This is a genomic window from Ramlibacter sp. MAHUQ-53 (assembly GCF_052600055.1).
On record NZ_JBQWTS010000008.1, the window covers coordinates 1 to 13,255 of the forward strand.

9 protein-coding genes are annotated in these 13,255 nt (G+C 69.8%); 3 read left to right on the top strand and 6 right to left on the bottom strand.

Annotated elements, in window-relative coordinates; all coding sequences use genetic code 11:
- The 4 genes from ACT80S_RS12835 to ACT80S_RS12850 all read right to left on the bottom strand — a co-directional run.
- Positions 1 to 3,914: Ig-like domain-containing protein (locus ACT80S_RS12835; RefSeq protein ID WP_377416334.1), on the bottom strand; the 3,914-nt coding region annotated here is incomplete at its 3' end.
- Between the two features lie 27 nt (positions 3,915 to 3,941).
- A complete protein-coding gene (locus ACT80S_RS12840; RefSeq protein WP_377416336.1) occupies positions 3,942 to 4,247 on the bottom strand; it encodes a hypothetical protein in 306 nt (101 codons plus the stop codon).
- Between the two features lie 172 nt (positions 4,248 to 4,419).
- Positions 4,420 to 5,097 carry a LuxR C-terminal-related transcriptional regulator gene (locus ACT80S_RS12845; RefSeq protein WP_377416338.1) on the bottom strand — a complete coding sequence of 226 codons (678 nt, stop codon included), beginning with the start codon at positions 5,095 to 5,097 and terminating at the stop codon, positions 4,420 to 4,422.
- A gap of 157 nt (positions 5,098 to 5,254) precedes the next feature.
- A complete protein-coding gene (locus ACT80S_RS12850) occupies positions 5,255 to 6,049 on the bottom strand; it encodes an SDR family oxidoreductase (RefSeq protein ID WP_377416340.1) in 795 nt (264 codons plus the stop codon).
- An 87-nt stretch (positions 6,050 to 6,136) separates the two neighbouring features.
- On the opposite strand from ACT80S_RS12850, the gene ACT80S_RS12855 reads away from it, so the two are divergent.
- Together ACT80S_RS12855 and ACT80S_RS12860 are read left to right on the top strand one after the other, a co-directional pair.
- Positions 6,137 to 7,009: an isocitrate lyase/PEP mutase family protein gene (locus ACT80S_RS12855; RefSeq protein WP_377416342.1), complete on the top strand. Its 873-nt coding sequence runs from the start codon at positions 6,137 to 6,139 to the stop codon at positions 7,007 to 7,009.
- Positions 7,010 to 7,033: 24 nt separating this feature from the next.
- Positions 7,034 to 8,056 carry a Bug family tripartite tricarboxylate transporter substrate binding protein gene (locus ACT80S_RS12860; protein WP_377416344.1) on the top strand — a complete coding sequence of 341 codons (1,023 nt, stop codon included), beginning with the start codon at positions 7,034 to 7,036 and terminating at the stop codon, positions 8,054 to 8,056.
- A gap of 30 nt (positions 8,057 to 8,086) precedes the next feature.
- Here the strand turns inward: ACT80S_RS12860 and ACT80S_RS12865 are convergent, their stop codons facing one another.
- On the bottom strand, positions 8,087 to 11,146 hold the full coding sequence (locus ACT80S_RS12865; RefSeq protein ID WP_377416346.1) for an FAD-binding and (Fe-S)-binding domain-containing protein: 3,060 nt from the start codon (positions 11,144 to 11,146) through the stop codon (positions 8,087 to 8,089).
- A complete protein-coding gene (locus ACT80S_RS12870) occupies positions 11,143 to 11,835 on the bottom strand; it encodes a GntR family transcriptional regulator (protein WP_377416348.1) in 693 nt (230 codons plus the stop codon). Before ACT80S_RS12870 ends, ACT80S_RS12865 begins: the two co-directional genes overlap by 4 nt.
- A 137-nt stretch (positions 11,836 to 11,972) precedes the next feature.
- Here ACT80S_RS12870 and ACT80S_RS12875 point away from each other — a divergent pair, with 137 nt between their 5' ends.
- Positions 11,973 to 13,202 carry a pyridoxal-phosphate-dependent aminotransferase family protein gene (locus ACT80S_RS12875; protein ID WP_377416350.1) on the top strand — a complete coding sequence of 410 codons (1,230 nt, stop codon included), beginning with the start codon at positions 11,973 to 11,975 and terminating at the stop codon, positions 13,200 to 13,202.
- Positions 13,203 to 13,255: the final 53 nt, after the last annotated feature.

The window sequence follows — 13,255 nt, forward strand, 5'->3', positions numbered from 1 at the left end:
ACGACCTCCAGCACATTGGAAGTGGCATCGTTGCCTGCGGCGTCGGTGACGACGGCGCGGAAGCGGTAGTTGCCGTCGGCCAGGGCGCTCTGGGCGGCGGCGGTCGAAGCCCAGTCGCCGTTGTTGAAGGAGACCTGGTACGCAACTGAGGCAGTCGACTCTTGGCCGTCCAGCGCGAGGTTGAAGGCGTTGTCCTGGGTGATGTCGACGGTGTCGTCGCTGCCGGTGTCGGTCAGGCTCTGGAACGACAGATTGCCCGGTACGGGATCGGTGTTGTCGATCACGACCTCCAGCACATTGGAAGTGGCATCGTTGCCTGCGGCGTCGGTGACGACGGCGCGGAAGCGGTAGTTGCCGTCGGCCAGGGCGCTCTGGGCGGCGGCGGTCGAAGCCCAGTCGCCGTTGTTGAAGGAGACCTGGTACGCAACTGAGGCAGTCGACTCTTGGCCGTCCAGCGCGAGGTTGAAGGCGTTGTCCTGGGTGATGTCGACGGTGTCGTCGCTGCCGGTGTCGGTCAGGCTCTGGAACGACAGATTGCCCGGTACGGGATCGGTGTTGTCGATCACGACCTCCAGCACATTGGAAGTGGCATCGTTGCCTGCGGCGTCGGTGACGACGGCGCGGTAGCGGTAATTGCCGTCGGCCAGGGCGCTCTGGGCGGCGGTGGTCGAGGTCCAGTCGCCGTTGTTGAACGAGACCTGGTACGCAGATGAGGCAGTCGACTCTTGGCCAGCCAGCGCGAGGCTGAACGCGTTGTCCTGGGTGATGTCGATGGGGTCGTCGCTGCCAGTGTCATCCAGGCCGGTGAAGCTCAGGGTGCCCGGAGCCGGAGCAGTCTTGTCGATCACGACCTCCAGCACGTTGGAGGTGGCCGCGTTGCCTGCGGCGTCGGTGACGACGGCGCGATAGCGGTAGTTGCCGTCGGCCAGGGCGCTTTGGGCGGCGGTGGTCGAGGTCCAGTCTCCGTTGTTGAAGGAGACCTGGTAGACGACATTGGCCGTGGACTCTTGGCCTGCCAGCGAAAGGTTGAAGCTGTTGTCCTGAGTGACGTCAACGGGATCGTCGCTGCCAGTGTCATCCAGGCCGGTGAAGCTCAGGGCGCCCGGAGCCGGAGCAGTCTTGTCGATCACGACCTCCAGCACGTTGGAGGTGGCCGCGTTGCCTGCGGCGTCGGTGACGAGGGCGCGATAGCGGTAGTTGCCGTCGGCCAGCGCGCTTTGGGCGGCGGTGGTCGAGGTCCAGTCGCCGTTGTTGAACGAGACCTGGTACGCAGATGAGGCAGTCGACTCTTGGCCAGCCAGCGCGAGGCTGAACGCGTTGTCCTGGGTGATGTCGATGGGGTCGTTGCTGCCGGTATCGGTCAGGTCGGTGAAACTCAAAGTGCCCGGTGCCGGAGCAGTCTTGTCGATAACGACTTCGAGCACGTTGGAAGTGTCATCGTTGCCTGCGGCGTCGGTGACGACGGCGCGGAAGCGGTAGTTGCCGTCGGCCAGGGCGCTCTGGGCGGCGGTGGTGGAAGTCCAGTCGCCGTTGTTGAAGGAGACCTGGTAGACCACGTTGGCCGCGGACTCTTGGCCAGCCAGCGAGAGGTTGAAGCTGTTGTCCTGAGTGATGTCGACGGTATCGTCGCTGCCGGTGTCGGTCAGGTCGGTGAAGCTCAGGACGCCCGGAGCCGGATCGGTGTTGTCGATGACGACTTCGAGCACATTGGAAGTGGCATCGTTGCCTGCGGCGTCGGTGACGACGGCGCGGAAGCGGTAGTTGCCATCGGCCAAGGCGCTCTGGGCGGCGGTGGTCGAAGCCCAGTCGCCGTTGTTGAAGGAGACCTGGTAGACCACGTTGGCCGCGGACTCTTGGCCAGCCAGCGAGAGGTTGAAGCTGTTGTCCTGAGTGATGTCGACGGGATCGTCGCTGCCGGTGTCATCCAGACCAGCAAAGCTCAGGGTGCCCGGAGCCGGATCGGTGTTGTCGATGACGACTTCGAGCACATTGGAAGTGGCATCGTTGCCTGCGGCGTCGGTGACGACGGCGCGGAAGCGGTAGTTGCCATCGGCCAAGGCGCTCTGGGCGGCGGTGGTCGAAGCCCAGTCGCCGTTGTTGAAGGAGACCTGGTAGACCACGTTGGCCGCGGACTCTTGGCCTGCCAGCGAAAGGTTGAAGGCGTTGTCCTGTGTGATGTCGACGGTATCGTCGCTGCCGGTGTCGGTCAGGCCGGTGAAGCTCAGGGTACCTGCGGCGGGCGCCGAGGTGTCCACAGTAAGGTTCAGTGCCGTGGTTGCAACGCTCTGGTTGCCAGCGGGGTCGGTCTGCTTCGCCCGAATGTGGTGGAGTCCCTCGGCCAGGGCAATATCAACGCTGAAGCTTCCATCGACAACGGTGGTCGTTGTGAGCAGTTCGCCTCCATCAATGACGCCATCGTCGTCAGCGTCGTCAAACAAGGCGACGCTGGCGCCGCTCTCCCCGGTGCCCGAAACGGTCAGGCCGCTGGTTTGGCTTGTGTTGTTGTCACTATTGGATGTGCCCGAATCATCGCCCGCCGCGAGGTCCAGTTCACCCAGGGACTGCAGCGCCCCGGGCGCGGTGGTGTCGATCGTGATGCTCAGGCTGCCGGAGGGCGAACTGAGGTTGTTCGCACCGTCGGCCTGGATGGCGCGGACGTGGTGGACGCCCTCGGCCAGTGCAATGTCCACCGTGAAGCTGCCGCCCGAAACCGAGGCCGTTCCCAAGGAGCCTTCGTTGCTGTCGCGAACGCCGTTGTTGTTCGCGTCATCGAACAGCGTGACGGTGTTCCCGTTCACGCCATTGCCCGTGATGGTCAGGCCGCTGGTCTTGTTCGTGAGGTTGTCGACGCTGGAGCTGCCCGTGTCATCCGCCGCGGCCAGGTCCAGCCCGGTGGGAGCGGGGACATCAGGGGCCAGGATGGTCAACGTGCGGGTGGATACCAGGACCTCCTGAACGATGTTGCCCGGGTTGGCCGTGATGACCAGCGTGTGGTTGCCGGTCGCCAGGTTGTTCGGGAAGGTGTAGCTCCAGGGGGCGTTCGTTTGCGACGCTGACAATTCAACCGTCGCGACGTTGGTCCCGTCCAGCCAGACATAGAGCTTTGCGGCGCCATTGTTCGAGGTGTAGTTGCCCCCGATCGTGGGCGTCGCGTCGGTCGTCGACAGCGTCGTGGTGAGCGTTGCGGCCGTCACGTTCAGCAGGCCCGCATAAGCCGTGTCCCCAATCACCTGCGCCTCAATCACCCCCGTACTCGCCTCCAGCACCCAATCCCCTCCCAGCGACGCCGCGCCGGTCGGGTCGGTCGACGCCGCCACGTCCGCGCCCGTCGCAGTCGCCAGGGCCTCGATCAGCGCGACGCCGTCGCTGCCCGCCGCCACGTCGCAGCCGTAGATCAGGATGTCCGCGCTGTCGCTCAGGTGGCTGCCGATCTCCTTCAGCACCGCGGCATACCCCGCCACCGTGTCGTTGCTCAGGACCGCGGAGCCCAGGATGACCGTGCCGGTGGCGCCGTGCGAGACCAGGTCCACGCTGGCAAGGCCGGTCACGATGTCGATCGCGCCCACCACCCCCGTGTTGGCCGCCAGGAAGTCGCGGATCTGCAGCAGCCCGTCGCGCGTGGCGTCCAGCAGCACGATCGTGGCGTCCGCCGGAACCGCAGCGACCAACTGCGCACAGCCGGCCACGCCCGGGTCGATGAAGACCACGCGCGAGGTGAACAGCCCCGGCACGCTCGACGAGGCCGAGACCACGTTGATCGAGGTCGCCCCCGCATCGAGCGCCGCCTGGATCTGCGCGTAGCCATGCGCCGGGTCGTCGATCCGCACCACGGTGAACGCCGCCGGGTCGTACTGTGCGGCGATCTCGTTGTAGTAAGACAGGCTGCTGTCGATGAAAACGGTGCGCAGGGCCATCGTGACTCTCCTTGGGGATGCTCTGTGTCAGTGGTGGGGGGCTTCCAGGTGCGAATCGAGGATCCGCACCGCGATGCCGTACCGGCCTCCCCGCTGCTCGTTGCGGACCACCAGGCCAATGCATTTCAGGGTCATCGCCCCCAGCGGCGTGGGCATCTCCACATCGAAGGAAATGACGCTGCCGGTCTCGGCCGCGGCATCCATCTCGAAATAGACACCCTCGTCGCTGGCATCACGCGTGAACCCGGTGCTGTCCGCGAGACGGACCGGCAGGACCACGCCAACGCGTGTCGCGTGTCGCGGTCGGGAAGGGGAGGTGCGCCGGTCCTTCATGGTTACCAAAGGTAACGATCGGGGCGCCGTGACACATGAGACCAATGTCCAGGAGCGGCCAGGACAATTGCGGGGGGCGGGAACGGGACTTCGCGGGCGCGGGTCCCGCCAGGCATGGGACAAACCTCCCAGGGAGGTCCTCCCCGGGGTCCGGGGAATTCGCTGAAAGGCCCTAGCGCGTGGAGGGCGCGGCCAGGCCGTTCTGGCGCGCGTAGGCGAGCAGGCCGGGGCGGTTGGCCACGCCGAGCTTCTCGTAGATCGAGGTCAGGTGGTTGCGCAGCGTGCTCTCGCTGATATGGAGCTTGTCCGCGATGACCTTGCCCGGGTCGCCGTCGTTGTGCGCGATGAAGGTCACGATCTGGTGCTCGCGCTCGGTCAGCTGCATCAGCTTGCCGGTGGCGCCGTCGGCGCGCGGCTCGGTGCCGGCATGCCGCAGGAACTCCACGAAGATGCGCCCCGTCGCCGTGCGATCCAGCCAGAGCTGGCCCTCATGCACTTTCTCGATGGCGGTGAGCAGCGTCGCCAGCGTCCCCTGCCGGTTGATGATGCCGCGCGCGCCGTGCATGACCGCCTTGTCCAGGAGGTCACTGTCGTCGATGCGGGTGATCAACAGCGCCTTCGCATGGGAGCGGTCCCGGAGCCGGGCCAGCAGCGGCAGCGCGCGGTGGCCGAGGCAGTCCATGTCCAGGACGATGACGTCCACCTCCAGGGCCGCGAGCTTGTCCGCCGAGATCGCCTGCGGGTCGGCGCAGCCGGCCAGGCGGAACCGGCGCGGCTCGCTGCCCAGGCACTGCTCGAGCGCGCCTGCCAGCAAGGCGTAGTCGGTGGCCAGGTAGACGTTGATCGGCACGGGCGGCGATGTCGGGATGTGAAACAAGATGATACGGGATCAGTCGCCCGATCCCTCCCGCGCGGCCCTCCCGGCGTCGCGCGCCGGCCACGCCCCGCCGGGGCCTGCGCATGGCCAGGCCGCCCGGGACCCCGCGAGCGGATCCGGCGGCCCCGGGTCAGGTGACGGTGGGCGTCGCTGCCCCGTCCAGCACCAGGCCCGCGCCCGTCACGTAGCCGGCGCGCGGCGAGGCCAGGAAGACCACCACGTCGGCGATTTCCTCCGGCCGCGCCAGGCGGCCCAGGGGGACGCGGGCGGTGGCCCGCTGCAGCGCCTCCTCGGGCGTGATGCCGTTCATGCGCGCATCCGCCGCCATGCCCTCGCGCAGGCGCTCGGTCAGCGTCTGGGCCGGGTTGACCACGTTCACTCGCACGCCCTTGGGCGCGTAGGCCGCGGCCATGCCGGCCGAGACCAGCATCAGCGCCGCGTTCGCCGCGCCGCCGGGCATGTGGATCGGGCTGGCGAACTTGCCGCCCGCGCCCACCACGTTGACGATCGCCCCCGCGCCGCGGGCACCCATGCGCTTGACCAGCGGCTCCATCACGTGGATGTAGGTGAAGTACTTGGCCTGCATCGCGTCGTGGAAGGCCTGCGGGGTGAGTTCGTCCGGCGGGGTGCGCTTGGCCGCGCCCGCGGAGTTCACCAGGACATCCACCGGCCCGCCGGCCGCCTCGGCCGCGTCCAGCACCGCCAGGGCCTGGGCCGCGTCGCGCAGGTCGGCGGCGAAGGTGCGCACCGAGGCCGCGGGCCACTGCGCGGCGAGCGCGGCGCGCGCCGCCTCGAGGTTGGCCGCGCTGCGCGAGACCAGGCTGACGTGGGCGCCCTCGGCGAGGAAGCCCTGGGCGCAGGCCAGGCCGATGCCCTTGCTGCCGCCGGTAATGAGAACGTGTTTACCCTGGAGTCCGAGGTCCATGCGTAGGTGACAGCGCCGCAGCGGGCGCCTTGCTAGATTGCGGGACCCTCATTTTCTGCAGCGGGCGCCCGGCCCGTTGTCACCCGCATGACCGCACCGCTCTCCGCCCTTCGCCAGCGCCTGGCGCAACCCGGCCTCGTCGTCGCCCCCGGCGTCTACGACATGGTCTCCCTGCGCCTGGCCGACACCTTCGGCTTCGACGCCCTGTACATGACCGGCTACGGCACCGTGGCCTCGCACCTGGGCCTGCCCGATGCCGGCCTGGCCACCTATTCCGACATGGTGGGCCGCGTGCGCGCCATGGCCGGCATGGCCCATGCGCCCCTGATCGCCGACGGCGACACCGGCTACGGCGGCCTGCTGAACATGCGCCACACGGTGCAGGGCTACGAGCAGGCCGGCGCCGCTGCCATCCAGATCGAGGACCAGGAGTTCCCCAAGAAGTGCGGCCACACGCCGAACCGGCGCGTGATCCCGATGGAGGACATGGTGCGCAAGATCCGCGTGGCCGCGGAGGCCCGCCAGTCGAAGGACTTCCTGATCATCGCGCGCACCGACGCGCGCACCTCCCTGGGCCTGGACGAGGCGCTGCGCCGCGCCGAGGCCTATGCCAAGGCCGGCGCCGACATCCTGTTCGTCGAGTCGCCCGAGTCCGAGGAGGAGATGCGCCGCATCGGCGCCAGCTTCGACGTGCCGCTGGTGGCCAACATGGTGGAGCGTGGCCGCACGCCGGTGCTCTCGCGCGCCGAGCTGGAGTCCATCGGCTACAAGCTGGCGATCTTCCCGGTCACCGCCCTGCTCGCCTCGGTGCAGGCCATGAGCGAGGTGTATGCCACCTTCAAGGCCGAGGGCTCGTCGGCCGGCGGCCGCACGCCGCTGTACGACTTCGGCGCGCTGACCCGCCTCATGGGCTTCGAGGCGGTGTGGGACTTCGAGAAGCGCCACGCCGAGACCGAATAACAAGACCCAGACCAGGAGACAAGCATGCAACCCTCGCGTTCCTTCCCGCGCCGCCGGCTCGCCGGCGCCGCGCTCGCCCTGACCGCGCTGGCCGGCGCGGCCGGCCTGTTCCCGCTGGCGGCGCAGGCCCAGGCCCCGGCGCCCGCGGCCTTCCCGACCAAGCCGATCCGCCTGGTCGTGCCCTTCACCCCCGGGGGCGTGACCGACACCAGCGGCCGCCTGGTCGCCGAGGCGCTGTCGCGCCGCCTCGGGCAGAACGTGATCGTGGACAACAAGCCCGGCGCCTCCGGCAACATCGGCACCCAGATGGTGGCCGCCGCCGAGCCCGACGGCCACACCCTGCTGCTCGGGTTCGACGGCACGCTGGTGATCAACCCCCACGTGTTCGACAAGGTGCCGTTCAACACGGTGCAGGACTTCGCCCCGGTGGGCAAGATCGGCGATGCCATCCTGATCCTGGTTTCCCATCCCGGCTTTGCCGGCAAGACGCTGCGCGAGGTGATCGCGATGTCGAAGTCGCAGGCCGGCGGCCTGTCCTACGGCACCTCCGGCACCGGCGGCACCCCGCACATCGCGGGCGAGCTGCTGCGCCAGCGCACCGGCGCCAACCTGGTCCATGTGCCGTACAAGGGCGGCGGCCAGGCGATGACGGACGTCATGGGCGGCAGCATCCCCCTGGTCTACACCGCCATCGCCGGGGCGGTGCAGCACGTCAAGGCCGGCAAGCTGCACGCGATCGCCGTGTCCAGCGCGCAGCGCGCCTCCTCCATGCCCGACGTGCCCACCTTCATCGAGGGCGGCGTGGCCGACTTCGAGGTCAACTCCTGGGTGGGCCTGCTCGCGCCGGCGAAGACGCCCAAGGCCATCGTCGACAGGCTGAATGCCGAGCTCAACGCGGTGCTGGCCGACCCGGCGGTGCGCGGCCGCCTGAACGACCTGGGCATCACCGCGATGCCGGGCACCGCCGACAAGTTCGGCGAGGAGATCCGCCGCGACCTGGCCCGCTACGGCCAGGTGGTGAAGGCGGCGAACATCAAGGCGCAGTGATCCCGGCCCGGCGGGGGCCGCGCCCCCGCCTCATCCCGCCAGCGACTGCCGCAGCAGCACCGCGGCGTGGATCGCCTCGCGCTGCGCGCCGTCGGCGATCTGGTGGCGGCAGCTGGTGCCGTCGGCCACCACCAGGGCGTCGGGCGCTTGGCGCACCGCCGGCAGCAGCGACTGTTCGGCCATGCGCATCGACACGTCGTAGTGGCCGGCCTCGTAGCCGAAGCTGCCGGCCATGCCGCAGCAGCTGCTCTCCACCAGCTTCGGCTCGAGCTGCGGCACCAGGGCCAGCACCCGCATCAGCGGCGAGACCGCGTCGAAGGCCTTCTGGTGGCAGTGGCCGTGCACCAGCACCGGCTGTCCCAGCGGCCGCAGCTTCGCCTGCAGCTCGCCGAGCCGCCCGGCCTGCGCCTCACGGGCCAGGAATTCCTCGAACATCAGCGCCTGCTTCGCCAGGGCCTGCGCGGCCTCGCCGAAGCCCATGGCGGTCATCTCGTCGCGCAGCGTGAACAGGCAGGACGGCTCCAGCCCCACGATGGCGATGCCCCGGTCCACGAAGGGCCGCATCGCCGCCAGCAGCTCGCCGGCCCGGGCCCGGGCCTCCTCCACCCGGCCGCTGGCCAGGTAGGTGCGGCCGCAGCACAGGTGGCCGCCGCCGCCTTCGCGGCTGGCCACGTGCACCGTGTAGCCCGCGGCTTCCAGCACCTCGAAGGCCGCGCGCGCGTTGCCGGACTCGAAGTAGCCGTTGAAGGTGTCGACGAACAGCACCACCGGCCGCTCTGCCGCCAGCACCTGCTCGCGGGTGGCGCCGCGCGGGCCGTCGTTGAAGAAGTGGCGCGGCTGCCAGGCCGGCAGGCTGCGCCGCGCCGACAGGCCCAGCAGGCGCTCGCCCAGGCGCGCCAGCAGCGGCACCCGGTTGCGCAGGTTCAGCAGGCCGGCGAAGCGGCTGGCCAGCGGCGCGTACTCGGGCAGGCGGGCGACGAGGGCGTCGCGCAGCGTGCCGCCCCGGCGCTGGCGGTCGGCATGGCGCGCCTCGATCTTCATGCGGGCCATGTCCACGCCGGTGGGGCAGTCGCGCTTGCAGCCCTTGCAGCTGACGCACAGGTCCATGGCCTCGCGCACCGCCTCGCTGGCCAGGCCCTCGGGGCCGAGCTGGCCGCTCAGGGCCAGGCGCAGGGTGTTGGCGCGGCCCCGGGTGAGGTGCTGCTCGTCGCGGGTCACGCGGTAGCTGGGGCACATGGTGCCCGCATCGAACTTGCGGCAGTGCCCGTTGTTGTTGCACATCTCCACCGCCTTGGCCAGGCCGCCGGCGGCGTCACCGCCGGTGCCCGGCGCGGTGGTCTGCTCGGTAGCCGGGTCGTTGCGCACGTCCCAGGCGCTCCAGTCCAGTGCCGGCTTCAGCGGGATCACGCGGTAGCTGGGCGGGAAGCGCATCAGGCGCGTGTCGTCCATGCGCGGCGGGTCGACGATGCGCTGCGGGCACAGCAGGCCCAGCGGGTCGAACAGGCGCTTGATCTCGCCGAAGGCGGCGTCGATCTTCGGGCCGAATTGCCAGCGGATCCACTCGCCGCGGCACAGGCCGTCGCCATGCTCGCCGCTGTAGGCGCCGCGGTACTTGCGCACCAGCGCCGCGGCCTCCTCGGCGATCTGGCGCATGCGCGGCGCGCCGTCGGTGCGCATGTCCAGGATGGGCCGCACGTGCAGCGTGCCCACCGAGGCATGGGCATACCAGGTGCCCTTGGTGCCATGGCGGCGGAACACCTCGGTGAGCGCGTCGGTGTACTCGGCCAGGTGCTCCAGCGGCACGGCGCAGTCCTCGATGAAGCTCACCGGCTTGCCGTCGCCGCGCAGGCTCATCATGATGTTCAGGCCGGCCTTGCGCACCTCCCACAGCGCCTTCTGCGGGCCCTCCTCGGGCATCAGCACCACCGAGCGGGGCAGGCCCAGGTCGCCCATCAGCTCCTCGAGCTGCGCCAGGTGGCGCACCAGGGCCGCGTGGTCGGCGCCGGCGAACTCCACCAGCAGCAGGGCCTCGGGCTCGCCGATCAGCGCGCGGCGCACCGTGGGCGCAAAGGCGGGGTTGTGCAGGGACAGGTCGATCATGGTGCGGTCGACCAGTTCGACCGCGGTCAGCGTGCCCTCGCCCAGCTTCACGATGTGCTGGGCCGAGGCCATGGCCTGGTGGAAGGAGGGGAAGTTCACCACCCCCAGCACCTTGTGGCGCGGCAGCGCGGACAGCTGCAGCGTCAGGCTGCGCGTGAGGGCCAGGGTGCCCTCGCTGCCCACCAGCAGGTGGGCCAGGTTGACGCTGCCGTCGCGGGTGTAGGGGCGCTGGTTCTGGTTGTGGAAGACGTCCAGGTTGTAGCCGGCCACCCGGCGCAGCACCTTGGGCCAGTGCGCCTCGATCTCCGGCGCCAGGGCCTGGGCCAGCGCGCGCACGCCCTCGCCCAGGGCACGGGCGGTGCCGGTGGCCTCATCGAAGCGGCCGAAACGGTGCAGCGCGCCGTCGCTGGTCCAGGCCTGCGCGCCGAGCACGTTGTGGACCATGTTGCCGTAGGCGATGCTGCGGCTGCCGCAGGAGTTGTTGCCGGCCATGCCGCCCAGCGTGGCCTGGGCCGAGGTGGACACGTCCACCGGGTACCACAGGCCCAGCGGCTTGAGCTGGGCGTTGAGGTGGTCCAGCACGATGCCGGGCTCCACCGTGGCCATGCGGGCCTCGGCATCCACCTCCAGCACCTGGCGCACATGCTTGGAGAAATCGATCACCAGGCCCGCGCCCACGGTCTGGCCGCACTGGCTGGTGCCGCCGCCGCGCGGCACCACCGGCACCTTGAGGTCGCGGCAGATGTCCAGCGCGAGCCGGGCGTCCTCGGCGGTGCGCGGCACGAACACGCCCACCGGCATCACCTGGTAGATCGAGGCGTCGGTGGCGTAGCGGCCGCGGTCGGCCGGGGAGAACAGCACCTCGCCGGTGGTCTCGGCGGCCAGGCGCTGGGCCAGCCGGCCCGCCACCTCGTTGCTGGCGGCGGCGACCCGGTCGTAGGCGCCGGCGGCCGCCTCGCGCGTGACCTGCAGCGGCAGCGGCGCGTTCATGAGCGCACCTCCTGCGCCGCGGCGGCTTCCTCGCGCAGCAGCTCCAGCACCGCATCGCGCTTGTGGGCCAGGTGCGCCAGGAGCACCTCGCGCATGGCTGCCGCGTCACGCGCGGCCAGGGCTTCGATCATGGTGTCGTGTTCCTTCACGGCCTGGTCCCACTTGCCGCCGTCCTGGTTGGAGCGGAAGCGCAGGGCCTGCAGCCGGGCGTTGACCTGCTGGTAGACGGCGGCGAGCACCGGGTTCTTCGCCGCGGCGTTGATGGCCGCATGGATGCGGGCGTTGAGCGCGTAGTAGGCCGAGAGGTCGCGCCGGGTGTAGGCAGCCAGCATCTCGTAGTGCATGGCCCGGATCTCGGCCAGCTCGGCGTCGGTGATGCGCTGCGCCGCCAGCTCGCCCGACTGGGCTTCCAGCCCGGCCATCACCTCGAAGGTGTGGCGCACGTCGGCCTCGGTCAGGGCCACCGCGATCGCACCCCGGTTGGGTTGCAGCTCGACCAGGCCCTCGGCGGCCAGCATCTTGAAGGCCTCGCGCAGGGGGGTGCGGGAGACCCGCAGCAGTTCGCTGAGTTCGCGCTCGTTGAGCTTGGCGCCCGGGCGGATGCGGCCTTCCACCAGCATCTGGCGCAGCCGCTGCGCGACCTGCTCATGCAGGGCGGCGCGCGGAATGGAGATCACTTCGGCGGTCATGGATAGGATCTATTTTGTATGCAAAAAATGCGGATGGATCGGAAATCGGCCAGTAATGGGTGAAAACCCTGTGGTTCAGGCATGTACTGGATTGAATTTTGTATGCAAAATTTGCCCGACTTATGGAGCCCTGCCGCATGCTGACCCTCGACTTCCACCCCACCGGCCGCCATTTCCTGCAGATTCCCGGGCCCTCGCCGGTGCCCGACCGGATCCTGCGGGCGATGAGCCTGCCCACCATCGACCACCGCGGGCCGGAGTTCGGCGTGCTGGGCCTGCGGGTGCTCAAGGGCGTCCAGCAGGTGTTCCAGACCCGCCACCCGGTGGTCATCTACCCGGCCTCCGGCACCGGCGCCTGGGAGGCCGCGCTGGTCAACACGCTGAGCGCGGGCGACCACGTGCTGATGTACGAGACCGGCCACTTCGCCAGCCTGTGGAACAAGCTGGCCGGCCGGCTGGGCCTGAAGACCGAGTTCCTGGGCCTGCCCGGGGTGGAGGGCTGGCGCCGCGGCGTGCAGGCCGACCTGATCGAGCAGCGGCTGCGGGCCGACACCGGCCACGCCATCAAGGCGGTGTGCGTGGTGCACAACGAGACCTCCACCGGCGCCACCAGCGACATCCTGGCGGTGCGCCGCGCGATCGACGCCGCCAGGCACCCGGCCCTGCTGATGGTGGACAGCATCTCCGGCCTGGCCTCGGCCGAGTACCGCCATGACGACTGGGGCGTGGATGTCACCGTCAGCGGCTCCCAGAAGGGCCTGATGCTGCCGCCGGGCATCAGCTTCAACGCCGTCTCGCCCAAGGCGCTGGAGGCGAGCCGGCGCGCCACCCTGCCCAAGTCCTTCTGGGCCTGGGACGAGATCATCCCCATGAACGAGACCGGCTACTGGCCCTACACCCCCAGCACCAACCTGCTGTACGGCCTGGCCGAGGCCTGCGACATGCTGCTGGATCCCACCCATGGCGGCCTGGAGGGCGTGTTCGCGCGCCACCGCCGCTGGGGCGAGGGCGTGCGCGCCGCGGTGCGGGCCTGGGGCCTGGAGATCCAGTGCCAGGAGGCGAGCAGCCAGTCGCCGGTGCTCACCGGCGTGGTCATGCCCGAGGGCGTGGACGCCGACGCGGTGCGTCGACTGATCCACGAGCGGTTCGACATGTCGCTGGGCACCGGCCTGGGCAAGGTCAAGGGCCGCATGTTCCGCATCGGCCACCTCGGCGACTGCAACGACCTGACCCTGATGGCGGCCCTGGCCGGCTGCGAGATGGGGCTGAAGCTGGCGGGCGTACGCCTGGCTGGCTCAGGCGTCACCGCCGCCATGGAGTATTTCGCCGGGCACCCGGCCCAGCTGCCCGCCAAGAAGGCAGCGTGAAACGAGAAGGGCGCCCGCGGGCGCCCTTTGTTTTTGAGTCCAGCAAAGACCGA

Bases quoted from the DNA above. Each gene is read 5' to 3' on its own strand.
- ACT80S_RS12840 (WP_377416336.1), bottom strand. From the start codon at position 4,247: ATGAAGGACCGGCGCACCTCCCCTTCCCGACCGCGACACGCGACACGC.
- ACT80S_RS12850 (WP_377416340.1), bottom strand. From the start codon at position 6,049: ATGGACCTCGGACTCCAGGGTAAACACGTTCTCATTACCGGCGGCAGC.
- ACT80S_RS12855 (WP_377416342.1), top strand. From the start codon at position 6,137: ATGACCGCACCGCTCTCCGCCCTTCGCCAGCGCCTGGCGCAACCCGGC.
- ACT80S_RS12860 (WP_377416344.1), top strand. From the start codon at position 7,034: ATGCAACCCTCGCGTTCCTTCCCGCGCCGCCGGCTCGCCGGCGCCGCG.
- ACT80S_RS12865 (WP_377416346.1), bottom strand. From the start codon at position 11,146: ATGAACGCGCCGCTGCCGCTGCAGGTCACGCGCGAGGCGGCCGCCGGC.
- ACT80S_RS12870 (WP_377416348.1), bottom strand. From the start codon at position 11,835: ATGACCGCCGAAGTGATCTCCATTCCGCGCGCCGCCCTGCATGAGCAG.
- ACT80S_RS12875 (WP_377416350.1), top strand. From the start codon at position 11,973: ATGCTGACCCTCGACTTCCACCCCACCGGCCGCCATTTCCTGCAGATT.